Here is a 22,886-nt window from a genome sequence, read left to right as displayed (position 1 = left end):
CATTACATTCGACACATTTCCGTTGAATGTACGGCCGCATCGCGAATGAATTCGCTCCCACAGACGATCGTATTTCTACCTCCCGTTTTGTATCGATTGCTCTGTCACCGTTTAAACTTCACCGCTCCTCACCCCGTCATGGAGCTCCTCGGTGAACGTCAACGACGCCAGTTTCGAAGAACTGCTCAACGCTCTGCACGACGGCGTGTACATCACCGATGGCGACGGCAAGACGCTCAAGGTCAATCGCGCCTATGAACGCTTGACCGGCCTCAGCGGCGCAGAGCTGGTAGGCCGTTCGATGCAGGAACTGGTCAAGGCTGGCGTTATCTCCCAATCAGCCTCATTGCGCGTTTTGCAAGAAGGCCGCCCGGTGTCGGTGATGCAGAGCCTGAGCCAAGGCAAGAAGCTCCTCGTCAGCGCCACGCCGATCCTCGGTACCGATCACCGGATTTCCTACGTCGTCAGCACCGTTCGCGACATGACCGAACTGCTGCGCATGAAGCACGAGCGCGACGAACTTCAACAGCTCAAGCAACTGCGCAACAGCACCGCCAAACTCCACGCCGGTCAACGGGACAACCTGCTGCACTCGCCATTGATGGCCGATCAGGAAGTGTCCGGCCGGGTGTTCGCGCTCGCCCGGCAAGTGGCGGGCAGTTCGGTGAAGGTGCTGCTGCAAGGTGAAACCGGCGTCGGCAAGACACTTGTGGCGCAGTTCATTCATAACGCCAGCCCCCGCGCCAGCGAGCCTTTTCTGGCCCTCAACTGTGGCGCGTTGCCCGAGAACCTGATCGAAGCCGAACTCTTTGGTTATGCCCCCGGCGCATTCACTGGGGCGGGGCCGAAAGGCAAGCGCGGCCTGCTGGAGCTGGCGCACCACGGCACCCTGTTTCTCGATGAAATCGGCGACCTGCCGCTGCCGGTTCAAGTGAAGCTGCTCAAGGTCATCGAAGAAAATCGCTTCATCCCTGTCGGTGGTCTGGAGCTGAAAGAAGTGGACGTGCGCATCATCAGTGCGACTCATCACGACCTCAAACAGTTGGTGGCGGAAGGGACGTTTCGCGCCGACCTGTTCTACCGACTCAACGTGGTCCCCATCAGCATTCCGGCTTTACGCGAGCGCAGCGAAGAAATCCCGCCGCTCCTGCATTACTACCTCGACAGCTTTAATGCGCGTTATGAGCGGCAAATACAGTGGAGCCTTGAAGCGCTCGACCTCATGTGCGAGTACCCCTGGCCCGGCAACATTCGTGAGCTGATCAACATCGTTGAGCGGATGGTGGTCACGAACCAGAGCGGCACCATCGAGGCACTGGACCTGCCAGAAGAAATTCTCAACCTCGACCCGAAAAACACTGACGACAGCCGCTTGCCGCTGCGCAAGGTGCTAGAGAACGCCGAACGCTCGGCGATCCGCGCGGCGTTGCAGGTGCACAAGACCACGCGGCTCGCCGCCAAGGCGCTGGGCGTGAGCCAAGCCACGGTGGTGCAGAAGATGAAACGTTGGGAGCGGTCTGATTAGAATTTCAATCAGACCGCCTCAATTCGATCATAAAGCTGATCAAAACTGAGCGGTCAAACTCCCTTCTACCGACCTTCCTGTCACGCATGCCCTTATACCCAAAGGCTTTGCGAGGTTTGGCACAGCTTTCGCTATCTCATTCTGCACGTCTTCCAATAAAACTACGTACAGGACGAGCCCCGATGAGTCTCTCTGCCTCCACCATCAGCGCCTTTAAAATTGCCAACAAACTGATCACTGGCCAAGGCGCCATTGAGCAGCTTTCCGCTGAACTGACCCGCCTCAACGTCACCCATCCTCTGATCGTCACTGACGCCATTCTGGTGAAGTCCGGCACCGTTGACCTCGCGCTGGCGCAATTGGGTGGCCGTCGTTACGGCATCTTCGATCAGGTGAAACCCGAGCCGGAAATCTCAATCGTCGAGGACTGCACCCGCGCTTATCGCGAAGGTGGGCACGACGGTCTGATCGGTCTGGGTGGCGGCAGCGCCATCGATATTGCCAAAGGGGTCGCTGCGTTTGCCGGTCACGAAGGGCCGCTGGCCGAGCTGTTCGGCGTCGATCTGGTGAAACGCAAAGGCCCTGCGCTGATTGCGATTCCGACCACTGCGGGGACCGGTTCGGAAGTGACCAACGTCGCGATTTTTTCCGATAAAGAAGCGCAACTCAAAAAAGGCATCGTCAGCGATTACCTGCTGCCGGACGTCGCCCTGGTCAGTCCGGTCATGACCCTGACCTGCCCGCGCAGCGTGACCGCCGCGAGCGGTGTCGATGCGCTGGTACACGCGGTCGAATCCTACCTGTCGGTCAACGCTTCGCCGATCACCGATGCCATCGCGCTCGGCGCCATCAAGCTGATTGCCAAGTCGCTGCCCAAGGCTTACGCCAACCCTTCGAACCTGCAAGCCCGAGAGGACATGGCCACCGCGAGCCTGATGGGCGGGATGGCATTCGGTAACGCAGGCGTAGGCGCGGTGCATGCGCTGGCCTACCCGTTGGGCGGCCGTTACAACATCGCCCACGGTGTCAGCAATGCCTTGCTGCTGCCCTACGTGATGGAGTGGAACAAGATGGCCTGCGTCGAGCGCTTCCGCGACATCGCTGAAGCCATGGGGGTACGCGTGGCTCACCTGAACGACAAGGATGCCGCCGATCAGGCCGTCAAAGCCATGGCCGACCTGTGCGCCGCCGTGGACATACCGACGGGCATGCGCAGCTTCAATGTGCCGGAAGATGCCATCCCGGCCATGGCCGAAGAGGCGAGCAAGATCGACCGCCTCATGCGCAACAACCCGCGCAAATTGACCGCTGCCGACATCGAGAAAATCTACCGCGCAGCCTACTGATCGGGAATGCTGGCTGTCTGACGCACCGTCACCGCCACCGTCGTAACCTCCGGAAGCTCCCACAATGTTCGCGGGAGGTCATGACTTCCGGGACGCTGCGACATCGGTGGGAAAGTCCAGACATCTCCGGCACGCCACGATCCCTGTGGAAGACGCCGGAGGTTACGACGGCAGCGAAAGCGGCCTATCTGACACACAACCCACCTTTCAAACTCTGGAGTACAATGCGCGCCACCGTGATTTCGCTCAAAAAGGTGCGTCATGCAGCCCTTCGCTATTGCTCCGTCGATTCTCTCCGCCGATTTCGCCCGTCTGGGTCAGGAAGTCGACAATGTCCTGGCCGCTGGCGCCGACATCGTCCACTTCGACGTCATGGACAACCACTACGTCCCTAACCTGACCATCGGCCCGATGGTTTGCGCGGCGTTGCGCAAGTACGGCATCACTGCGCCGATTGACGTGCACCTCATGGTCAGCCCGGTTGACCGCATCATCGGCGACTTCGTCGAAGCGGGCGCGACCTATATCACCTTCCACCCGGAAGCGACCCAGCACATCGACCGCTCCCTGCAACTGATCCGCGAAGGCGGCTGCAAGTCGGGCCTGGTGTTCAACCCGGCGACCCCGCTGAACCTGCTCGAATACGTCATGGACAAGGTCGACATGATCCTGCTCATGAGCGTCAACCCGGGCTTTGGCGGTCAGAAATTCATCCCCGGCACGCTCAACAAGCTGCGTGAAGCCCGCGCGTTGATCGATGCGTCCGGTCGCGATATCCGTCTGGAAATCGACGGCGGCGTCAACGTCAACAATATCCGTGACATCGCCGCCGCTGGCGCTGACACGTTCGTCGCGGGTTCCGCCATCTTCAATGCGCCCGACTACAAAGAAGTCATTGAAAAAATGCGTGCAGAACTGGCGTTGGCCCGCGCATGAGCGGCTTCGAGCAGCTGTTTCCGGGTCGCCTGCCCAAACTGATCATGTTTGATCTGGATGGCACGTTGGTCGATTCGGTGCCGGACCTGGCCGCAGCTGTGGACAAGACCCTCAACCAGCTCGGGCGTGCACCGGCGGGCATCGAACGTGTGCGGAACTGGATCGGCAATGGCGTGCGCGTATTGGTGCGCCGCGCCCTGGCCAACGACATGGACCATTCTTCAGTGGACGAAGCCTCCACCGAAGAAGCGCTAGCGATTTTCATGGACGCCTACGGCGACAACCATTCGCTGACCCGCGTTTACCCCGGCGTGCGCGAAACCCTGAAATGGTTGCAGAAGCAGGGCGTGGAAATGGCGCTCATCACCAACAAGCCGGAGCGCTTCGTCGCGCCCCTGCTGGACGACATGAAGCTGGGCCGTTTCTTTCGCTGGATCGTCGGCGGTGACACGCTGCCACAACAAAAGCCCGATCCCGCTGCGCTGTTTTTCGTGATGAAAATGGCCGGCGTGCCCGGCTCGCAATCGCTGTTCGTGGGCGACTCGCGCAACGATGTGCTGGCCGCGAAAGCCGCCGGTGTTGCGTGTGTGGCGTTGAGCTATGGCTACAACCATGGCCGGCCGATTGCCGAAGAATCTCCGGCGCTGGTGATCGACGACCTGCGCAAGCTGATTCCCGGTTGCTTAGATGTGGGGGCTGAGATAACGTTGCCTCCAGTTGAAGCTCCCTCCTTTAGAGAATCCATCGTGGTGGTCACTCGCAATCTCTGGATGAAAGTCATGAAGGCCTTGGCCCGCTGGCGTTGGCGCGCCTGACTTGAATCTGGCCGGACGTCCGGCACGTTTGCACACCTGACCGTTTTACCCTCAGACCACGAGGCTGATCATGACCCGCGAAGAATTCCTGCGCTTGGCCGCTGAAGGCTACAACCGCATTCCGCTTGCTCTCGAAACCATTGCCGACTTCGACACCCCACTGTCGATCTACCTGAAACTTGCCGACGAGCCGAATTCCTATCTGCTGGAGTCGGTGCAGGGCGGGGAGAAATGGGGCCGTTATTCGATGATCGGCCTGCCGTGCCGCACCGTGTTGCGCGTGCATGAGCACACCATCAGCGTGACCCACGACGGCGTCGAGATCGAGCGTCTGGAAGCCGAAGACCCGCTAGCGTTCGTCGAAACCTTCAAGGCCCGCTACAACGTGCCGACCATCCCCGGCCTGCCGCGCTTCAATGGCGGTCTGGTGGGGTATTTCGGTTATGACTGCGTGCGCTACGTCGAGCCGCGTCTGGGCAAGAGCCCGAACCCGGACCCGATTGGCGTGCCGGACATTCTGTTGATGGTGTCTGACGCGGTCGTCGTGTTCGACAACCTCGCGGGCAAGATGCATGCGATCGTGCTGGTTGACCCGTCTCAGCCTGAAGCGTATGAAGGTGGCCTCGCGCGTCTGGAAGCGCTGATGGAAAAACTGCGTCAGCCGATCACGCCTCGTCGCGGTCTGGACCTGACCCGTCCCCAAGCCGCAGACCCGGTTTTCCGTTCGAGCTTTACCCAGGGCGACTACGAAAAAGCCGTCGACACCATCAAGGAATACATCTTGGCGGGCGACTGCATGCAGGTCGTGCCGTCGCAGCGGATGTCCATCGACTTCAAAGCCGCGCCGATCGATCTGTACCGCGCACTGCGCAGTTTCAACCCGACACCGTACATGTATTTCTTCAATTTCGGCGACTTCCACGTCGTCGGCAGTTCGCCTGAAGTGCTGGTGCGGGTCGAAGACAACCTGATCACCGTGCGCCCCATCGCCGGCACTCGCCCTCGCGGCGCGACTGAAGAGGCAGATCACGCGCTGGAAGTCGATCTGCTGTCCGACGACAAAGAAATCGCCGAGCACTTGATGCTCATCGACCTGGGTCGTAACGACACTGGCCGCGTTTCGGAGATCGGCTCGGTGAAGCTGACCGAGAAGATGGTCATCGAGCGTTATTCCAACGTGATGCACATCGTGTCCAACGTCACTGGCCAACTGAAAAGCGGGCTGACAGCGATGGACGCGCTGCGGGCGATTTTGCCTGCGGGTACCCTGTCCGGCGCACCGAAAATCCGCGCGATGGAAATCATCGACGAGCTGGAGCCGGTCAAACGTGGCGTATACGGCGGCGCGGTGGGCTACTTCGCGTGGAACGGCAACATGGACACCGCGATTGCGATCCGCACGGCGGTGATCAAGAACGGTGAGCTGCATGTGCAGGCTGGCGGCGGCATTGTGGCTGACTCGGTGCCAGCGCTGGAATGGGAAGAAACCCTCAACAAACGCCGCGCGATGTTCCGTGCGGTGGCGCTGGCGGAGCAGACGCCCGAGGCGTGATCGTCGACCTGTCGCCGCACAATCGTGCGGCGGACATGGTTTTTCTGTAGGAGTGAGCTTGCTCGCGATCGGGGCCGATGGTTGACACATTTATTGCCTGACACGACGCCATCGCGAGCAAGCTCACTCCTACAGGTCTGATGGTTGTTAGAAATCCAGGCTCAACGCCAGATTCACCCCTTGCTGCGTCACGTCATCATTCTTGCGCCAGTTGTACCCCGCTCTCAGCGTCAGATCAGGCGCTAATCGCTGACTCAACCCCACACTCGCCCGGTTCAAACTGCGCTGGGGCTCATACCCCTGCAGATTGAAGTCCACCCCCGGCACGCTGTTCAGAGCGATGGTCACGTCTTGCTGATCCGTGTCGAACTCCCGTTCGTGGGCCACTTCGCCAAAGAGCTGCGTCTGCGGCGTGACATCGAACTTGCCTTGCAGGCCCGCGCCCAAGCGCTTGGATCGGCGGGTTTGACCGTCATAGTTGAGCGCGGTGGCGCGGGTGCTGTTCTCCGAATAACCATCGACCTCGACGCGGGAATAATCAGCGCTGATGAACGGCGAAACATGCCAGCGACTGCTCTGCTCGGCCAGGTCGTAGCCGAGTCGGCCGCTGAGTGCCCACAGATTGCCGTCAGTGTCGCCTTTTTCTGCGCCTTCGCTGACGCCCAGCGCGAACTTGCGTTTCAGGTTGTCGTAATCGAGCTTGCCCCCCGATGCTGCCAGGTCGGCCCACCAGTGATTCGCCTGAAACTGCACGAAAGCCGTGGCGATGTAGCTGTTGAGCTTGTAGTCCGAATCCCGTGGCCCGGCTTCAAGCGTTTGCCGATAGGCCCCGGCAACCAGCCCTGCGCGCCAGTCCTCGGCAAACCGGTAGCTGCCGCCGACGGTGAGGTTGTAGCCGTGACCGTCGCCGCTGGCGGAATTGCTTTGTGCGTCGAAGTCCAGTTTCTGACCGCCCCCGGCGACGATGGCGCGCCACTCCCCGACGTTCTGCCAGTTGCCCCAATCCGCCAGCCATTGACTGCGCAGTTGATCCTGCTGTGCGCGCAATGTGCCGTTGGCCATTTCCGGCAACAGGGTGATTTCCCACGGCGCCGAAAGAATCGAGTAACCGTAGTCTGCAATCAGTCGCTGGCCCGCGACAGTCGGGTGCACGCCATCATTGAACAGCAACTTGGTCGGGTCGGGCGAACTGCCGTTGATGCCGTATACGCTGTTGGCGCGGCAGCCGTTACCGCTGAAACAGGTGCCCACCAGATTCTGGTCCGCTGCCAGGCCGAATTGGGCGGGATTGTCGAGCACCTCTCGGACCAACCCCGGAACGTTCAGCGGGATTATTTCGGCGTTGATCTGCCCCAGACGGCTGACCAACTGCTGATTGAACACGCCGCTGAGCAGAGTCGACGGCCCTTGTAGAAAGGTCCCGGACACGGCGGGCGTTTGCCCAATGTCGGGCAGCAGCCAGACCATGATGTAGCGCGCCCCGGCCTGAGACAGCACTTGCGCGCTGTCGGCCAGATTGTTGGCGGCGTTCACCGCTTGAGCCGGACTGATGACGCGTCCCTGCAAAAAGTCATTGCCCCCTCCCGTCAGGTAATACAGCGCGTTAGGGTCGGCGCGGAAATTGTTCTCCACCAGATAGCCCGGCCGGGTGCGGAACACCGTGGTCACGCCGGTCGACGTGTCCGTGTTCGCCACTTGCGACTGTGTGGTGATGGCCGCGAGGATCTGATCCGTCCGGTCGCCGCCGACCGCCCAGTTATTACCATCGGGCAAACCTTGAGCCGCACGGACAGGCGAGGTCGAGGCCTGCAAATCGCCCGGCGCAACCCCCAGCATCCCGCCGAGCAACGTCGAGGAGTTCAAGCCAAAGGCCTCGCCACTGCCGTTCTGGAACGTAGGCCCGGTGCGATTGGTGAAGCGCAACGTAGAACCCGGAGGTCCGCCGGCATCGGGGAATTGTCCGGCGTCGGCGAGGCTGTCACCAAAGACGATCATCGTGGAGTAAGGGGAGGAGGCCGCGACTGCCGAGGAGCAGGCGAGGGAGAGCAGGCAGGCAGCAAAAGGCCAGCGCAGAGTGGTTTTGAGCATCGAGAGGTCCCTTCTTATTGTGTGGTGCTGTACCAGAAGGTAGCAGCCGCGATACGAGATGACCTGCCCTATGTCAGCCGGATGCGCCATTCTGTGCCGGCGTCGAGGTTTGCATCTGCCCCTTGCCAACCTCGAAATGCCGCCAAAAAGCGTTCAGGACCTGCCACCCGGGCACTACGATATTGCGCCACATGCGGCGGTACGCTACTGTGCGGCAACGTATGAACGAGACCTTTCCTGTGTCGATTGTCAGCAGCTTCTTGATGCGTGTTATCAAGGCTCACGCCCGTTGGCGTTGGCGCGCCTGACTATTTCCCTGCCGGCCTTGCCGGACCTGTATTGATATGCCTTCTGTACCTCGGTTTAGTGCCGTTTCGCCGGACAAGCGCCCGCGACTCACCTGTGCACAACTGCGGGTATTGAAAACGGAAGGCCACCCTTGAAGTCAGTTCAAAAGGTTAAGCACAAAATGCTGCTGATGATCGATAACTACGACTCTTTTACCTATAACGTTGTGCAATACCTGGGCGAACTGGGTGCCGACGTTAAAGTGATCCGCAACGACGAAATGACCGTTGCCGAAATCGAGGCCCTGAATCCCGAGCGCATCGTGGTTTCCCCCGGCCCCTGCACCCCGAATGAAGCGGGCGTGTCCATCGACGTGATCAAGCATTTCTCCGGCAAACTGCCGGTGCTGGGTGTCTGCCTGGGCCATCAGTCCATCGGGCAAGCGTTCGGCGGCGATGTGGTACGTGCCCGTCAGGTGATGCACGGCAAGACCAGCGATCTGATCCACGAAGACAAAGGCGTGTTCGAAGGTCTGAAACATCCGCTGACCGTCACCCGCTACCACTCCCTGGTGGTCAAGCGCGAGACGTTGCCCGAATGTCTGGAAGTGACCGCATGGACTCAACTCGAAGACGGCTCGGTTGATGAAATCATGGGCCTGCGTCACAAGACATTGAACGTCGAGGGGGTGCAGTTCCACCCTGAGTCGATCCTCTCCGAGCAGGGCCACGAGCTGTTCGCCAACTTCCTCAAGCAGACCGGCGGCACTCGTCAGGGTTAAGGGCAAATCGACATGGCAATGGATATCAAAACGGCGCTGGGCCGGGTTGTGAATCAACTGGACCTGACCACCGATGAAATGCGCGACGTGATGCGCGAAATCATGACCGGTCAGTGCACCCAGGCGCAGATCGGCGCGTTCCTGATGGGTATGCGCATGAAGAGCGAGACCATCGACGAAATCGTCGGCGCGGTTTCGGTGATGCGTGAGTTGGCAGGTCAGGTTGAACTCAAGACGCTGGATCGCGTGGTCGACATCGTCGGGACCGGGGGTGACGGCGCCAACATCTTCAACGTCTCCACGGCTGCCTCACTGGTCATCTCGGCAGCAGGTTGCACCGTGGCCAAACACGGCAATCGCGCGGTTTCGGGCAAAAGCGGCAGCGCTGATCTGCTGGAAGCGGCTGGCGTCTACCTGAACCTGACGCCGGTTCAGGTGGCCCGTTGCATCGACGCTGTTGGCATCGGTTTCATGTTCGCCCAGACCCATCATCAAGCGATGAAACACGCCGCTGGCCCGCGCAAGGAGTTAGGCCTGCGCACGCTGTTCAACATGCTCGGCCCATTGACCAACCCGGCAGGCGTTAAGCATCAGGTCATCGGCGTGTTCAGTCAGGCGCTGTGCCGTCCGCTGGCCGAAGTACTGCTGCGTCTGGGCAGCAAACACGTATTGGTGGTGCATTCTCAGGACGGCCTGGATGAATTCAGCCTTGCGGCACCCACCTTCGTTGCCGAGCTGAAGAACGGCGCGGTCACTGAATACTGGGTGCAGCCGGAAGACCTCGGCATGAAGAGCCAGAGCCTGTTTGGCCTGGTGGTGGACAGCCCGCAGCAATCGCTCGAACTGATCCGCGATGCGTTGGGCCGTCGCAAGACTGAAAACGGTCAGAAAGCCGCCGAAATGATTGTGCTCAACGCGGGCGCAGCGCTCTATGCTGCTGATCATGCCTCGACGTTGAAAGAGGGCGTTGAGCTGGCGCACGACGCGCTGCACACCGGTCTCGCTCGCGAAAAACTGGAAGAGCTGGGCGCCTTTACTGCGGTATTCAAACAGGAGAACGAAGGATGAGTGTGCCGACGGTACTGGAAAAGATTCTGGCCCGTAAGGCCGAGGAAGTTGCGGCGCGCCGTGCCAGCGTCAGCTTGTCCGAGCTGGAAACCCTGGTCGCCACAGCCGATGCACCGCGTGGTTTCGCCAAGGCGTTGATCGAGCAGGCCAAACGGAAGCAGCCCGCTGTCATCGCCGAGATCAAAAAGGCATCGCCGAGCAGGGGTGTGATTCGCGAGAACTTCCAGCCCGCCGAAATCGCCAAGAGCTACGAAGCGGGCGGCGCGACGTGCTTGTCCGTGCTCACCGACATCGACTTCTTCCAGGGCGCCGACGCGTACCTGAAGGAAGCCCGTGGCGCGTGCAAGCTGCCGGTCATTCGCAAGGACTTCATGATCGACCCGTATCAGGTCGTCGAAGCCCGTGCGTTGGGCGCCGATTGCATTCTGCTGATCGTTTCTGCCCTTGATGACGTGCAGATGGCCGAGCTGGCTGCCGTCGCGAAAGCCAACAAACTGGACGTTCTGGTGGAAGTGCACGACGGCGACGAGTTGGACCGCGCCCTGAAAACCCTCGATACCCCGCTGGTCGGCATTAACAACCGAAACCTCCACACTTTCGACGTCAGCCTGGAAGTCACGCTGGACCTGCTGCCGCGCATTCCGCGGGATCGTCTGGTCATCACCGAAAGCGGCATTCTCAACCGTGCCGATGTCGAGCTGATGGAAATCAGCGAGGTGTATTCCTTTCTGGTGGGCGAAGCATTCATGCGCGCCGAGAAGCCGGGCGTGGAATTGCAGCGCCTGTTCTTCCCCGAGAAAGGCACTGCAGCGATCAAGTCCAGCACGCTGGATTGACGAAAAAGCGCGGTTTCGGCAGGCCCCTTCTCTGTAGGAGTGAGCTTGCTCGCGATAGCGTCGGTTCAAACAGTGCAGTGGTGTTTGATCCACCCCGATCGCGAGCAAGCTCACTCCTACAAGGGGCGTCGGGCCCATGAGGAGTTGAATGGCTATGACCGTTCGTGTGATAGACATCTGCGTTGAAGCCGGCCTCAAGGCCGAGCAGGATTTGCTGGCCTCTGTCTGCGCCGGGGATGCCGATTACGGCCTCTTGTTCTGGCGGCCCGATGATCACGCGCTGGTCATGCCTCGGCGCTCAAGTCGCCTTGATGGCTTTACCGAAGCCAGCGAAACCCTCGCCGATCTTGGTTGGCCGACTCTCCTCAGGGAAAGCGGTGGCGAACCGGTGCCTCAATCCCCCGCCACGGTCAACGTGGCTCTGGTGTACGCGCAGCCTCAATCCGAACCTGACCGCGATCGCATCGAAAACGCCTACCTGCGTTTGTGTCAGCCCATGCTTGATGTGCTGGGCGAGTTGGGCGGCGCGGCCTCATTGGGCGAAGTCGAAGGCGCATTCTGTGATGGCCGGTTCAACGTCAATCTTGACGGTCGCAAGATGGTCGGCACCGCCCAGCGTTGGCGGCAGAGCCAAGGCGGCAAGCGGCCAGTGGTCTTGGCCCATGGAGCGATGTTGCTGGATAACGAGCGGGTCGAGATGGTCAACGCCGTCAACCGTTTCAATCAGATGTGCGACCTTGACCAGCGGTGTCGCGCCGACAGTCACATCGCGCTGCACGAACAGTTCGCCGCCCCGGATTTCCTCGACCGGCTTGCCGAGCGATACGCGAAACTTTTCGCAGAGCTGTAACGGCGATCAGCGCGTGCCGAAGACCACCATGGTCTTGCCGCGTACGTGAACCAGCTTCTGTTCTTCCAGCGACTTCAACACGCGACCGACCATTTCTCGCGAGCAACCTACGATTCGGCCGATTTCCTGGCGAGTTATTTTGATCTGCATGCCGTCAGGATGAGTCATGGCGTCAGGCTGTTTGCACAGGTCCAACAGGCTGCGTGCCACACGGCCGGTCACATCGAGAAACGCCAGATCACCCACCTTGCGCGTGGTATTGCGCAGGCGCTCGGCCATCTGCCCACCCATGGCGTACATCAGCTCTGGATCATGCTGGCTCAGCTCGCGGAATTTGGCGTAGCTGATCTCGGCCACTTCGCACTCGGTCTTGGTCCGAACCCAAGCGCTGCGCTGAGGCTCGGTGCTGGCCTGCTGGAACAAGCCAAGTTCGCCGAAGAAATCCCCGCTGTTAAGATAAGCGACGATCATCTCCCGGCCATCAGTGTCCTCGATCAGAATCGTGACGGAACCCTTGATGATCAAGTACAGCGACTCGGACTGTTCACCTGCGCAGATAATGTTGGTCTTGGCGGCGCAGCGTCGTCGCTGGGCGTGGGGGAGGAGCTTATCGAGCAGTTTCACTTTGTTCGGTGGGGTCATGACAACCATCGGTGTGTCCCGTAAAAAACTGCGCCTTCCGGCATTCTTATAGGTATCGGCAGTATTTCCGATTTGTCGCAGTTCAGCAGCGGCAATTCCCCTTTTTTTCAGAAATTTCCTACATTTCTGTCGCTTCTCGACATTTCCGGTCCACTCAGCGACATCTCGGCCCTGTGCTAAGCTGGCCGCCTTTTTTCAAGCATCGGAGTCCTGGGGATGAAAGCGCGTATTCAATGGGCGGGTGAGGCCATGTTCCTCGGCGAGTCGGGCAGCGGTCATGTGGTCGTGATGGACGGCCCACCCGAGAGCGGCGGCCGTAACTTGGGCGTGCGCCCGATGGAGATGGTGCTGATCGGCCTGGGCGGTTGCAGTAACTTTGACGTGGTCAGCATCCTGAAGAAAGCCCGTCAGCCCGTTGAAAGCTGCGAAGCGTTTCTGGAGGCCGAGCGCGCCACTGAAGACCCGAAGGTGTTCACCAAGATCCACCTGCATTTCGTGGTCAAGGGGCGTGGGCTGAAAGAAACTCAGGTGAAGCGTGCGATCGAGCTGTCGGCTGAGAAATATTGCTCGGCGTCGATCATGCTGGGTAATGCCGGCGTCGAAATCACCCACGATTACGAAATCATCGAATTGGGTTGAGGTGCTCTGTATCGCAATGATTTGCTGGCGGGGGCAGCCATCACCGGCAAGCCAAAGCGCAGCCCAAAAACCTGTAGGAGCGAATTTATTCGCGAGAGGTCAGTACATTCGACACCTTCCTGTCGCCTGTACCTACGTCTCGCGAATGAATTCGCTCCTACAGTAAAGCAGGCAACCTGCGGCAACGCTTAGATCAAACCCGATAGGTGCTCTTGGTCATGACCTTCGCCAGCAGGCTCATCCCAAACTTGACCGGCGCCGGGAACCGATAACCGCCCGCTTCGATGGCGCCCTCGGCATGTAACTCTTCGTCGGTGCGCATCTGCTGCAGGATCGCCCGGGATTTCTCGTCCTCGATAGGCAATTGCTCCAGATGCTCGTTCAGGTGCTTGCAAACCTGATCTTCTGTCGCCGCGACAAACCCCAGACTGACCTTGTCGCTGATCAGACCGGCCACCGCGCCGATGCCAAATGACATGCCGTAGAACAGCGGATTCAGCACGCTGGTATGGCTGCCGAGCTGGCGAATGCGTTGTTCGCACCACACCAGGTGATCAATCTCTTCCTCGGCGGCGTGCTCCATCGCCTTGCGCACATGCGGCAGCTTCGCGGTCAGGGCCTGGCCCTGGTACAGCGCCTGCGCGCAGACCTCGCCGGTATGGTTGATGCGCATGAGCCCAGCGACGTGTTTTGCGTCGGTCTCATTCATCTTGGTGTCGGGTTGCACGATGGCGGGGGAAGGGCGATGAGCATGCGCGCTGGCGGGCAGCAGCGTCTTCATCGCGGCATCGGCCTGGAGCAGGAAGCGGTCGATAGGGGAGTAGTGACGTTCGGTAGCCATGGGCACCTCCGGATAAATCCACGGCGGCCAGTCTACCTCAATCGCCGTGGCGAGGCTTGCCCTGTGTCAGCCCGCCGATGCCCGTGATAGACGCCCGGCGGGTGTAAGTCGTTGAAATCGCGACTCAGCCCGGCGGCCAAGTCATTTGACGCTTGCCCAGCACGTGCATGTGAATGTGATAGACGGTCTGGCCGCCTTTCTCGTTGGTGTTCATCACCACGCGGAAACCGTCCTCGCAACCTTGCTCCTTGGCCAGGCGCTGCGCGGTGAAGAGAATGTGGCCCAGCAAGCCTTTGTCTTCTTCGGTCACGTCATTGAGGGTCGCGATGGGCTTTTTCGGGATGACCAGAAAATGCACCGGCGCTTGGGGGGCGATGTCGTGAAACGCCAGCACTTGATCGTCTTCGTAGATGATCTTAGCCGGAATTTCCCGGTTGATGATCTTGGTGAACAGAGTCTCCACAGCCTTGTTGCTCCGTTTTCGAGAGGGGTGGGACGAGTGTACTGAGCGTGTCGGTTCACGCCCAGCCGTTTGTTCTTCCTTAGCCGGTCAGACGGATGTGCGTGACTTGAGGATCGACCCCCAGATTTTCCGCGTCATCCAGCGCCCGGCGTAGCGAGGCAGGCGAGTCAGGAAGCGGTTTCGCCAGCCCGGCACGATCACCGCGCGATTTTTGTCGAGCGCACGGACGGTATACAGCGCGATCTCTTCGGCGCTCATGGTTTTATCGTTGGTGAACTTGTCCGCGTTGAGCTGCGCGGTTCTGAAGAACGACGTTCGCGTAGGGCCGGGGCACAGCACGGATATCTTCACGCCGGTCTTTTTCAACTCTTCGCGCAACCCTTCGGAAAAATGCAGCACGAAAGCCTTGCTCGCGGCGTACGTGCTCATCCATGGCCCGGGCTGAAAGCCCATGATCGAAGACACATTGAGAATTTGCCCCCCACCTTGCACCGCCATCAGGTTGCCGACGGTGTGGCAGAGACGGGTAAGCGCCAGCACGTTGAGGTCCAGCAGGTCCTGCTCCTGCGCCCATTCTTGCGCAAGAAACGGACCGCTGTTGCCGATGCCTGCGCAGTTCACCAACAGGTCGATCTGGCGTTCCCCCTCTTCCAGCTCCAGCAAAAAACCTGACAGCCGCAGCGGCTCGCCCAGATCACAGGCTCGGAACAGCACCTCAACGCCGAAACGCTGGGTGAACTCAAGCGCGATGCTTTCCAGCATGTCCCGATGGCGGGAAACCAGAATCAGATTTCGGCCACGGCGGGCCAGGGCTTCGGCCATGGCCAGGCCAATGCCGCTGGATGCGCCTGTGACCAGGGCGTAACGGGTCATGCAGTTCTCCAATGTTGCAAATGTCGAGACCGCTTCCATGCGATCAAGCAGTTATTGATCGTCGTCGCCGTCGCCTGCATCGGGAGGCGTTGCGGGGTCAACCTGTACATCGGGTGTGGCCTGGTCCGAGTCGTCGTCATAAGGCAACGATTGTTCATATTCGCCGGTTGTGGCTTTGACTTCCTCTTTGACTTTGTGGAAGCCGCCCAAGAGCGCTGCGACGAACACCAGAGCAAGGAAAACGACCCAAAGCACGGCGAGAACTTTCACCGCTCGGGTGTTTTTGGGAGGTGGCGGCCCGTAACGGTTAGGGCCCGCGTTGCCCGGGATCACCATCATGAGCAGTGGAAAAACGCTGTTCACCAGGGGTATCAGATTCAGCAGCAACAGCCACGCGGACCACCCCGCGTCGTGGAGGCGCTGAGCGCCCATCTGAATGCTCACCACAAGGAAGACGATAACCAGCACGGTGGCCAGCAGTCCTCCAGCCACCAGCGACATGCTCAACACCCCAAAACACAAGGCCGCAAGCAGCATCGCCACGAAGCTCAGCACCATTGACCACGCCAGATAACGCAGGCGTCCGATACGACCCTGAACAGTGAAGACTTTCAATTCGCCTTCGGTTGGCCACTCGGTGGTCACCGATGCACGGGGCGGCGCATAAGGCGACGCAGCTGGCTCGAACGCCGGCTTCGCCTGAGCGGGCTCTTCGATTTCTTCCAGCGTCCAGGCGACAGGTTGTTCTGGCTCGATCCGGGCTTCGACACCGGCATCATTCAATGCCTTCAAATACCGCTGCGCATCATCACGGGTCAGGCCACGTTTGACCGTCATCGGTTTACCGGTGAATAGCCGATCGATACCGGACACATCACTCTTGAACAATTGCGCGAGATTGAGGCGAGCGGTTTCCAGGTCCACACCCGTTCGCAGCTGTCCTTCGAAAACGATCTTGAAGTGTTCTGCCATGCTTGGCTTCCTTGTCTTGGGTTAGAGGCGTCTAGTGCACTGGGATCAGAATGGCTTGACCACGACCAAGATGACGATCGCCAGCAGAATCAGTACGGGAATTTCGTTGAACCAGCGGTAGAACACGTGGCTGCGGCCATTCTCCCCCCGGGCGAAGCGTTTGACCTGAGCGCCACACATATGGTGATAGCCGATCAGGATCACGACCAGTGTCAGCTTGGCGTGCATCCAGCCCTGTTGGAGGTAGCCGGGGATGAGTGTAATCAGCCAGATGCCAAACACCAGCGTGCCGATCATCGCAGGGCCCATGATGCCTCGATAGAGCTTGCGCTCCATGGTGCAGAATCGCTCACGGCTGACGGCGTCTTCGCTCATGGCGTGGTAAACGAACAGGCGAGGGAGGTAGAACAGGCCGGCGAACCAGCAGACCATCGAGACGATGTGCAGCGCTTTAATCCAGAGCATTTTTAAGTTTCCACAATCACGGTGGCGCAAATAGTAGTGGCATGGGTGCCCGTACGTCACGTTCACGGTTGTCCCGCAGGCTCTGGACTCCTATCATCTGCGGCTTTCCAGTGGTTTCGTTGAGGGGCACGTTATGGTCAAGGTCGGTATCGTCGGTGGCACGGGTTACACCGGCGTCGAGTTGCTGCGTCTTTTGGCACAGCATCCAGAAGCTGAAGTGGTCGCGATCACCTCGCGTTCCGAAGCAGGTCTGCCGGTGGCTGACATGTATCCGAACCTGCGCGGCCACTACGACGGCCTGGCATTCAGCGTGCCGGACGTGAAGGTACTGGGCGCGTGTGACGTGGTCTTTTTCGCCACACCGCATGGCGTGGCGCACGCTTTGGCGGGCGAGCTGCTGGCCGCGGGCACCAAGGTCATCGACCTTTCCGCCGATTTCCGCCTGCAAGACGCGGACGAATGGGCCAAGTGGTACAACCAGCCGCACGGCGCGCCAGAGCTGCTGCCTGAGGCGGTGTACGGTCTGCCGGAAGTCAATCGCGAGAAAATCAAAGCTGCGCGGCTGATTGCTGTACCGGGTTGCTACCCTACCGCCGCTCAATTGGGTTTCTTGCCGTTGCTGGAAGCGGGTCTGGCCGATCCAACCCGACTGATCGCTGACTGCAAATCCGGCATCAGCGGTGCGGGCCGTGGCGCAAGCGTGGGTTCGCTCTATGCCGAAACCAGCGAGAGCTTCAAGGCGTATGCCGTGAAAGGCCACCGTCACCTGCCGGAAATCAGCCAGGGCCTGCGCCGAGCAGCCGGTGGCGATATCGGTTTGACGTTTGTGCCTCATCTGACGCCGATGATTCGTGGCATTCACGCCACCCTGTATTCAACGGTTGTGGATAAGTCTGTCGACCTGCAGGCGCTGTTCGAAAAACGCTACGCCAACGAACCGTTCGTCGACGTCATGCCCGCTGGCAGCCACCCGGAAACCCGCAGCGTGCGTGGCGCTAACGTCTGCCGGATTGCAGTGCACCGTCCTCAGGGTGGCGATCTGGTGGTCGTGCTGTCGGTCATCGACAACCTGGTCAAAGGCGCATCGGGGCAAGCCGTGCAGAACATGAACATCATGTTTGAACTGGACGAGCGTCTGGGCCTGTCCCACGCAGCTTTGCTTCCATAAAAGCTGCGTCGAGCGGTAAGCGGCAAGCTCCGAGGTCGGGCGGGATCGCAAGCTCTCGCTTGCAGCTTGTCGCTCGCAGCTCGTGGCTGCTTTCACAATAGTTGACCGATTTTGTAGGAGAAGTGGATAATGCCCGTCATTACGCATTATGACGGCTTACCGCCGGGAGATATTGAGCATGAGTGTTGAAACCTTCACACCTACGGCTCTGGAATTCACGCACGGTGCAGCGCACAAAGTGAAAACCCTGGTCGATGAAGAGGGCAATGATCGCCTGAAGTTGCGGGTTTTCGTGACTGGCGGTGGTTGTTCCGGCTTCCAGTACGGTTTTACCTTCGATGAAGACGTGGCCGATGATGACACCATCGTTGAGCGCGAAGGCGTCAGCCTGGTGGTTGACCCGATGAGCTTCCAGTACCTGGCGGGCGCCGAAGTGGACTATCAGGAAGGTCTCGAAGGCTCTCGCTTCGTGATCAAGAACCCGAATGCCGCGACGACATGCGGCTGTGGTTCATCGTTCTCGATCTGAGTCATTCGCTGTAAGCGAAAACGCCGCGCAGATGCGCGGCGTTTTGCATTCTGGTTTTTGGATCAGGCGGGGTAGATCGCACCCAGTACACGCAGTCCTGCCGCACCAGTGACGCTCGGGCGGTTGGCCGGAACGCTTTCCAGCGCGCAATGAGCCAGCCATGCGAACGCCATGGCTTCGACCCAGTCAGGATCGACCCCAAACTCGGCAGTGCTGGAAACTTTGGTGTTCGGAAGCAGAGCAGCCAAACGGGCCATCAGCGCCTTGTTGTGGGCGCCGCCACCACAGACCAACAACTCTTTGGTCTGGGCCTGGGCCGATTGCAGCGACTCAGTGATGCTCAATGCCGTTACTTCAAGCAGCGTTGCCTGAACATCCTCGGGTTTCAACGTCGGCAGCTGGAACATATGGTGATGCACCCAGCCGAGGTTAAACACTTCGCGGCCCGTACTCTTCGGCCCTTTGGTCTGGAAGAAGTGGTCGCTGAGCATCAACTTGAGCAGATCCGCATTAACCGTTCCGCTTTCGCCCCACGCGCCATCCTTGTCGTAACTCAAGCCGCGTTGGGCCTGAATCCACGCATCAAGCAACACGTTGCCCGGCCCGGAATCGAACCCGGAAACCGGCTTGTCGATCTCGATCAGGCTGAGGTTGCTGAACCCGCCGACGTTCAAGACGGCGCGATAGTCCTTGTTGTCATCGAAGAGCGCTTCATGGAAGGCCGGAACCAGAGGTGCACCTTGGCCACCTGCCGCAATGTCACGCTTGCGGAAGTCACTGACGACAGTGATGCCGGTCAATTCCGCCAATAGGGCAGGGTTACCGATCTGGATCGTGAAGCCACGCGCTGGCTCATGCCGAATCGTCTGGCCATGGCTGCCGATGGCGCGAATCTCGCCGGCCAGCTTGTTTTGCTGATCCAGGAGCGCGAGGACGCCTTGCGCGGCAAGACGGACCCATTTCTGTTCGGCGATACCGGCGCGGGCCAGCTCGTCCGGGCCGCTGGCGCACAAGCCAAGCAGCTCTGCGCGCAGATCGTCGGGCATAGGAATGTAGTGGGTGCCGAGCAGACGCGGTCGGTCATCCTGTTCTACGAGTGCGAAGTCGAGGCCATCCAGACTGCTTCCGGACATTACACCTACATATAAAGTCATAGGTCAGCGCTTACTCGAGGCCAGCATGGTGGCCTTTTCCTGGTCCATGCGCGCCATAAGAGGTTGGCTTTCCTGCATGAACCGCTGTTTTTCGGACTTGGCGATCGGGTCTGCCATTGGCAGCTTCTGACCCAACGGGTCAACGTGAACGCCATTTACCTGGAACTCATAATGTACATGCGGACCTGTCGACAGGCCGGTTGTTCCAATATAGCCGATGACCTGGCCTTGCTTGACGCTGGAGCCGTTCTGGATGCCCTTGGCGAATCCTTGCATGTGGCCGTACAGCGTGCGGTAAGTCTCGCCGTGCTGAATGATTACGGTGTTGCCGTAACCGCCACGGCGACCCGCCAGAATCACTTTCCCATCGCCTGTCGCCTTGATCGGTGTGCCCCGTGGTGCAGCATAGTCGATGCCTTTATGGGCGCGGATCTTGTTCAGGATCGGGTGCTTGCGGCCCATCGAAAACAAGGAGCTGATGCGAGCATATTCAACCGGTGTGCGGATGAATGCCTTGCGCATGCTGTTGCCTTCGGCGGTGTAGTAGTTGGTATTGCCTTGTTTGTTGGTGTAGCGCACGGCGGTATAGCTCTTACCGCGGTTCGTGAAACGAGCAGACAGGATATTGCCGGTGCCGACGGTCTTGCCGTTGACAACTTTTTGCTCGTAGATCACGTCGAATTCGTCACCCTTGCGGATGTCCTGCGCGAAGTCCACGTCATAGCCGAAGATGTTGGCCATATCCATTGTCATGCTGTGGCTCAGGCCCGCTCGCTGCGCCGATTGCGACAGGGAGTTGCTGATGACGCCGTGGACATACGCGGTGCGTACGTTGGGTTTGCTGACATCACGAGTAAAAGTGTAGCCCTTGTCGGTTCTCGACAGACTGATGCTTTCCAGGTCGTTGAGCTTGCTGTGCAGTTGTTTGAGCTTGCCCTCGGGCGATAGCTCGAACTGCAGGATTTGCCCATTTTTCAGTTGGCTGAATTGCTTGGCCTGCTTGTTGCTGGCAATCACTTCATGGACAGCGGCGGGTGGAAGGCCGACTTTCTCGAAAAGGGTAGAGAGGGTATCGCCCTTGGAGACCACGACTTCCCGATGAGTTGGGCTTTTTGCAGCCGCGGCGACTTCCTTTTCGGGTTTGTCAGGAGTGGCGGCTGGCGCAGTGCTGGCGGTGTCTTCCGGCTCATCTGCGTTGTTGTCGATCTGCGCAAAAGGGGAATCTGTGGAGGACTCTGTGGCTTGAGACTGCGTTTGAGCGTCTTCTTGTTGCTTGAGTTGATCGACCGGTGTGTCCAGTTCGAGGCTCAGGTTGGTTTTCTTGGCTTCGACATCACTGGATGGAAAAACCAGAAGGGCCAGGCTCAGCAGGGCAGCGATACCGCTGGCTGCAAGCAGGTGGCTCTTCGGATAAAGCGGAGGCGCTTTAGGCGGAGTGTCGTTCATAGGTAATTTTGACTTTGAAAAAAGATGAAATGGAAAAGATGAATGACATGATGAAGATGAAATAACTGTATAAAATATAACCAAATCCTGCCTGAGGCAAGCTTACGTTCGGATCGTTCCCTGATTCGTCGAGCATCTGTTGCCAGAACTTGTATTTGGGCGGTGATCTTGTATGGTTGTTTCCCTTTGAAATAAGGCATTACGGGGCTGAAATGAAGTCGGTTGAAGAGCAGCTCGCGCTGATCAAGCGTGGTGCAGATGAACTCCTGGTCGAGTCCGAACTGGTCGCGAAGCTTAAGCGTGGTCAGCCACTGCGCATCAAGGCCGGTTTCGATCCTACGGCCCCTGACCTGCACTTGGGTCACACGGTGCTTATTAATAAGCTCCGGCAGTTCCAGGAGTTGGGCCATCAGGTCATCTTTCTGATTGGCGATTTCACCGGCATGATCGGCGACCCGAGCGGCAAAAGTGCCACGCGTCCGCCGCTCACCCGTGAGCAGGTGCTCGATTACGCCGAGACTTATAAAGCTCAGGTCTTCAAGATTCTTGATCCAGCTAAAACCGAGGTGGCGTTCAACTCCACCTGGATGGATCAGTTGAGTCCGGCCGATTTTATCCGTCTCTCGTCGCAGTACACAGTGGCGCGTATGTTGGAGCGCGACGACTTCGACAAGCGCTACAAGTCGAACCAGTCCATCGCCATTCATGAATTCCTCTATCCGCTGGTCCAGGGTTACGACTCGGTCGCGCTGCGTGCTGATGTCGAGCTGGGCGGCACCGATCAGAAATTCAACCTTCTCATGGGGCGTGAGCTGCAGCGTGCTTATGGTCAGGATGCGCAGTGCGTGCTGACCATGCCGTTGCTTGAAGGTCTGGATGGCGTGAAGAAGATGTCCAAGTCGTTGGGTAACTACGTCGGCATCCAGGAAGCGCCGGGCATTATGTACAGCAAGCTCGTTTCTATTCCTGACGCACTGATGTGGCGCTACTTCGAGCTGCTGAGCTTCCGCTCCATGGAAGAGATCGAAGGCTTCAAGGCTGATTGCGAAGCCGGCGTGAATCCCCGGGACATCAAGATCAAGCTGGCGGAAGAAATCGTGGCGCGTTTTCATGGTGAAGAGGCTGCTGCGTCTGCGCACCGTTCTGCGGGCAACCGGATGAAAGATGGCGAGCTGCCTGAAGACTTGCCTGAGATATCGGTGTCAGCGACTGAAGACATGCCAATCGGCGCCATCCTTAATAAGGCAGGGTTGGTGAAGAACGCTGCGGTTGCTCGCGACCTGTTGGCGTCTGGTGGTGTGCGTATAGATGGCGAAGTGGTTGATCGTGGCTTTGTCTTTAAAGTAGGCGCGACCCATGTTTGTCAGGCCGGCAAGAAGGCGTTTGGGCGTGTTACGTTGAATTTGGAATAAAGTTTAAATAAGTGCTTGACGCCCCTCCGGATGTGTCTATAATTCGCCCCACTTCCGGCGCAGTCGGAACCGAAAACTCCTTGAAGATCAACGAGTTACAGGTTCAGGATAGCGAAGAAATGCTTCGGTTCTGGTGTTCGAATCGACAGCGGTGAAAAAGGTGGTTGACAGCAAGTTGTAACGCTGTAGAATTCGCC

Annotated in this window: 22 protein-coding genes; 13 read left to right on the top strand and 9 right to left on the bottom strand. The window is 59.1% G+C overall.

Translation table 11 applies throughout. The annotated features are described in order from the left end of the window. Nucleotides 1-151: 151 nt before the first annotated feature. The 5 genes from GVN17_RS12485 (at nucleotide 152) to trpE (ending at nucleotide 6,174) form a co-directional block, all read left to right on the top strand. Nucleotides 152-1,525 carry a sigma 54-interacting transcriptional regulator gene (locus GVN17_RS12485; protein ID WP_166595585.1) on the top strand — a complete coding sequence of 458 codons (1,374 nt, stop codon included), beginning with the start codon at nucleotides 152-154 and terminating at the stop codon, nucleotides 1,523-1,525. A gap of 182 nt (nucleotides 1,526-1,707) precedes the next feature. Then, nucleotides 1,708-2,871: an iron-containing alcohol dehydrogenase gene (locus GVN17_RS12480; RefSeq protein ID WP_166595584.1), complete on the top strand. Its 1,164-nt coding sequence runs from the start codon at nucleotides 1,708-1,710 to the stop codon at nucleotides 2,869-2,871. 261 nt (nucleotides 2,872-3,132) lie between these two features. Next, entirely contained in the window at nucleotides 3,133-3,807 is a 675-nt protein-coding gene (gene rpe / locus GVN17_RS12475; RefSeq protein WP_166595583.1) for a ribulose-phosphate 3-epimerase, read from the top strand. Further along, nucleotides 3,804-4,622: a phosphoglycolate phosphatase gene (locus tag GVN17_RS12470; RefSeq protein ID WP_166595582.1), complete on the top strand. Its 819-nt coding sequence runs from the start codon at nucleotides 3,804-3,806 to the stop codon at nucleotides 4,620-4,622. Before rpe ends, GVN17_RS12470 begins: the two co-directional genes overlap by 4 nt. A 70-nt stretch (nucleotides 4,623-4,692) precedes the next feature. After that, nucleotides 4,693-6,174, top strand: a complete 1,482-nt coding sequence (gene trpE, locus GVN17_RS12465) for an anthranilate synthase component I (RefSeq protein ID WP_166595581.1) — start codon at nucleotides 4,693-4,695, stop codon at nucleotides 6,172-6,174. A 147-nt stretch (nucleotides 6,175-6,321) separates the two neighbouring features. Here trpE and estP read toward each other — a convergent pair whose 3' ends face one another. Then, a complete protein-coding gene (gene estP / locus GVN17_RS12460) occupies nucleotides 6,322-8,262 on the bottom strand; it encodes an esterase EstP (protein ID WP_166595580.1) in 1,941 nt (646 codons plus the stop codon). A 469-nt stretch (nucleotides 8,263-8,731) separates the two neighbouring features. Here estP and GVN17_RS12455 point away from each other — a divergent pair, with 469 nt between their 5' ends. The 4 genes from GVN17_RS12455 to GVN17_RS12440 all read left to right on the top strand — a co-directional run bounded on the left by GVN17_RS12455 (nucleotide 8,732) and on the right by GVN17_RS12440 (nucleotide 12,085). Next, the gene (locus GVN17_RS12455) at nucleotides 8,732-9,331 is read left to right on the top strand and encodes an aminodeoxychorismate/anthranilate synthase component II (protein WP_166595885.1); all 600 of its coding nucleotides are present in this window, start codon (nucleotides 8,732-8,734) and stop codon (nucleotides 9,329-9,331) included. Between the two features lie 18 nt (nucleotides 9,332-9,349). After that, the gene (gene trpD, locus GVN17_RS12450) at nucleotides 9,350-10,399 is read left to right on the top strand and encodes an anthranilate phosphoribosyltransferase (protein WP_166595579.1); all 1,050 of its coding nucleotides are present in this window, start codon (nucleotides 9,350-9,352) and stop codon (nucleotides 10,397-10,399) included. Then, nucleotides 10,396-11,235 (top strand): indole-3-glycerol phosphate synthase TrpC, encoded by an 840-nt coding sequence (gene trpC / locus GVN17_RS12445; protein ID WP_166595578.1) that lies wholly within the window; start codon nucleotides 10,396-10,398, stop codon nucleotides 11,233-11,235. Before trpD ends, trpC begins: the two co-directional genes overlap by 4 nt. A gap of 154 nt (nucleotides 11,236-11,389) precedes the next feature. Further along, the gene (locus GVN17_RS12440; RefSeq protein WP_166595884.1) at nucleotides 11,390-12,085 is read left to right on the top strand and encodes a lipoate--protein ligase family protein; all 696 of its coding nucleotides are present in this window, start codon (nucleotides 11,390-11,392) and stop codon (nucleotides 12,083-12,085) included. Nucleotides 12,086-12,091: 6 nt separating this feature from the next. Here GVN17_RS12440 and crp read toward each other — a convergent pair whose 3' ends face one another. Then, nucleotides 12,092-12,736 carry a cAMP-activated global transcriptional regulator CRP gene (gene crp / locus GVN17_RS12435; protein WP_166595577.1) on the bottom strand — a complete coding sequence of 215 codons (645 nt, stop codon included), beginning with the start codon at nucleotides 12,734-12,736 and terminating at the stop codon, nucleotides 12,092-12,094. A gap of 207 nt (nucleotides 12,737-12,943) precedes the next feature. On the opposite strand from crp, the gene GVN17_RS12430 reads away from it, so the two are divergent. Further along, complete coding sequence (locus GVN17_RS12430) at nucleotides 12,944-13,366, top strand: OsmC family protein (RefSeq protein WP_062385162.1); 423 nt, start codon at nucleotides 12,944-12,946, stop codon at nucleotides 13,364-13,366. Nucleotides 13,367-13,559: 193 nt separating this feature from the next. On the opposite strand, the gene coq7 is transcribed toward GVN17_RS12430, so the two are convergent. From coq7 to hemJ, 5 genes are all read right to left on the bottom strand, one after another. Continuing rightward, nucleotides 13,560-14,207, bottom strand: a complete 648-nt coding sequence (gene coq7, locus GVN17_RS12425; protein ID WP_166595576.1) for a 2-polyprenyl-3-methyl-6-methoxy-1,4-benzoquinone monooxygenase — start codon at nucleotides 14,205-14,207, stop codon at nucleotides 13,560-13,562. 124 nt (nucleotides 14,208-14,331) lie between these two features. Continuing rightward, complete coding sequence (locus GVN17_RS12420; protein WP_166595575.1) at nucleotides 14,332-14,670, bottom strand: histidine triad nucleotide-binding protein; 339 nt, start codon at nucleotides 14,668-14,670, stop codon at nucleotides 14,332-14,334. An 87-nt stretch (nucleotides 14,671-14,757) separates the two neighbouring features. Beyond that, nucleotides 14,758-15,543: an SDR family oxidoreductase gene (locus GVN17_RS12415; RefSeq protein WP_166595574.1), complete on the bottom strand. Its 786-nt coding sequence runs from the start codon at nucleotides 15,541-15,543 to the stop codon at nucleotides 14,758-14,760. A 51-nt stretch (nucleotides 15,544-15,594) separates the two neighbouring features. Continuing rightward, entirely contained in the window at nucleotides 15,595-16,515 is a 921-nt protein-coding gene (locus GVN17_RS12410; RefSeq protein ID WP_166595573.1) for a DUF805 domain-containing protein, read from the bottom strand. Between the two features lie 45 nt (nucleotides 16,516-16,560). Further along, nucleotides 16,561-16,980 (bottom strand): protoporphyrinogen oxidase HemJ, encoded by a 420-nt coding sequence (gene hemJ, locus GVN17_RS12405; RefSeq protein WP_166595572.1) that lies wholly within the window; start codon nucleotides 16,978-16,980, stop codon nucleotides 16,561-16,563. 133 nt (nucleotides 16,981-17,113) lie between these two features. Between hemJ and argC the strand changes: the two genes are divergently transcribed. After that, nucleotides 17,114-18,148 carry an N-acetyl-gamma-glutamyl-phosphate reductase gene (gene argC / locus GVN17_RS12400; RefSeq protein ID WP_166595571.1) on the top strand — a complete coding sequence of 345 codons (1,035 nt, stop codon included), beginning with the start codon at nucleotides 17,114-17,116 and terminating at the stop codon, nucleotides 18,146-18,148. A gap of 178 nt (nucleotides 18,149-18,326) precedes the next feature. Then, nucleotides 18,327-18,677, top strand: coding sequence for an iron-sulfur cluster insertion protein ErpA (gene erpA / locus GVN17_RS12395; RefSeq protein ID WP_166595570.1), 351 nt, complete (start codon nucleotides 18,327-18,329; stop codon nucleotides 18,675-18,677). 62 nt (nucleotides 18,678-18,739) lie between these two features. Here the strand turns inward: erpA and GVN17_RS12390 are convergent, their stop codons facing one another. After that, the gene (locus GVN17_RS12390; RefSeq protein WP_166595569.1) at nucleotides 18,740-19,831 is read right to left on the bottom strand and encodes an anhydro-N-acetylmuramic acid kinase; all 1,092 of its coding nucleotides are present in this window, start codon (nucleotides 19,829-19,831) and stop codon (nucleotides 18,740-18,742) included. A gap of 3 nt (nucleotides 19,832-19,834) precedes the next feature. Continuing rightward, nucleotides 19,835-21,277 carry a peptidoglycan DD-metalloendopeptidase family protein gene (locus tag GVN17_RS12385; protein WP_166595568.1) on the bottom strand — a complete coding sequence of 481 codons (1,443 nt, stop codon included), beginning with the start codon at nucleotides 21,275-21,277 and terminating at the stop codon, nucleotides 19,835-19,837. 212 nt (nucleotides 21,278-21,489) lie between these two features. Here GVN17_RS12385 and tyrS point away from each other — a divergent pair, with 212 nt between their 5' ends. Then, nucleotides 21,490-22,689, top strand: a complete 1,200-nt coding sequence (tyrS, locus tag GVN17_RS12380; RefSeq protein WP_166595883.1) for a tyrosine--tRNA ligase — start codon at nucleotides 21,490-21,492, stop codon at nucleotides 22,687-22,689. Nucleotides 22,690-22,886 lie beyond the last annotated feature (197 nt).

The sequence above is a fragment of the Pseudomonas sp. SLFW genome, assembly GCF_009905615.1.
GTDB lineage: Bacteria > Pseudomonadota > Gammaproteobacteria > Pseudomonadales > Pseudomonadaceae > Aquipseudomonas > Aquipseudomonas bambusae.
This window is presented reverse-complemented; position numbering and strand designations above follow the sequence as displayed.

Bases quoted from the DNA above. Each gene is read 5' to 3' on its own strand.
- estP (WP_166595580.1), bottom strand. From the start codon at position 8,262: ATGCTCAAAACCACTCTGCGCTGGCCTTTTGCTGCCTGCCTGCTCTCC.
- GVN17_RS12480 (WP_166595584.1), top strand. From the start codon at position 1,708: ATGAGTCTCTCTGCCTCCACCATCAGCGCCTTTAAAATTGCCAACAAA.
- GVN17_RS12470 (WP_166595582.1), top strand. From the start codon at position 3,804: ATGAGCGGCTTCGAGCAGCTGTTTCCGGGTCGCCTGCCCAAACTGATC.
- GVN17_RS12410 (WP_166595573.1), bottom strand. From the start codon at position 16,515: ATGGCAGAACACTTCAAGATCGTTTTCGAAGGACAGCTGCGAACGGGT.
- GVN17_RS12415 (WP_166595574.1), bottom strand. From the start codon at position 15,543: ATGACCCGTTACGCCCTGGTCACAGGCGCATCCAGCGGCATTGGCCTG.
- erpA (WP_166595570.1), top strand. From the start codon at position 18,327: ATGAGTGTTGAAACCTTCACACCTACGGCTCTGGAATTCACGCACGGT.
- trpD (WP_166595579.1), top strand. From the start codon at position 9,350: ATGGATATCAAAACGGCGCTGGGCCGGGTTGTGAATCAACTGGACCTG.
- GVN17_RS12440 (WP_166595884.1), top strand. From the start codon at position 11,390: ATGACCGTTCGTGTGATAGACATCTGCGTTGAAGCCGGCCTCAAGGCC.
- GVN17_RS12455 (WP_166595885.1), top strand. From the start codon at position 8,732: ATGCTGCTGATGATCGATAACTACGACTCTTTTACCTATAACGTTGTG.
- GVN17_RS12390 (WP_166595569.1), bottom strand. From the start codon at position 19,831: ATGACTTTATATGTAGGTGTAATGTCCGGAAGCAGTCTGGATGGCCTC.
- crp (WP_166595577.1), bottom strand. From the start codon at position 12,736: ATGGTTGTCATGACCCCACCGAACAAAGTGAAACTGCTCGATAAGCTC.
- trpC (WP_166595578.1), top strand. From the start codon at position 10,396: ATGAGTGTGCCGACGGTACTGGAAAAGATTCTGGCCCGTAAGGCCGAG.
- rpe (WP_166595583.1), top strand. From the start codon at position 3,133: ATGCAGCCCTTCGCTATTGCTCCGTCGATTCTCTCCGCCGATTTCGCC.
- trpE (WP_166595581.1), top strand. From the start codon at position 4,693: ATGACCCGCGAAGAATTCCTGCGCTTGGCCGCTGAAGGCTACAACCGC.
- tyrS (WP_166595883.1), top strand. From the start codon at position 21,490: ATGAAGTCGGTTGAAGAGCAGCTCGCGCTGATCAAGCGTGGTGCAGAT.
- GVN17_RS12385 (WP_166595568.1), bottom strand. From the start codon at position 21,277: ATGAACGACACTCCGCCTAAAGCGCCTCCGCTTTATCCGAAGAGCCAC.
- hemJ (WP_166595572.1), bottom strand. From the start codon at position 16,980: ATGCTCTGGATTAAAGCGCTGCACATCGTCTCGATGGTCTGCTGGTTC.
- GVN17_RS12430 (WP_062385162.1), top strand. From the start codon at position 12,944: ATGAAAGCGCGTATTCAATGGGCGGGTGAGGCCATGTTCCTCGGCGAG.
- argC (WP_166595571.1), top strand. From the start codon at position 17,114: ATGGTCAAGGTCGGTATCGTCGGTGGCACGGGTTACACCGGCGTCGAG.
- coq7 (WP_166595576.1), bottom strand. From the start codon at position 14,207: ATGGCTACCGAACGTCACTACTCCCCTATCGACCGCTTCCTGCTCCAG.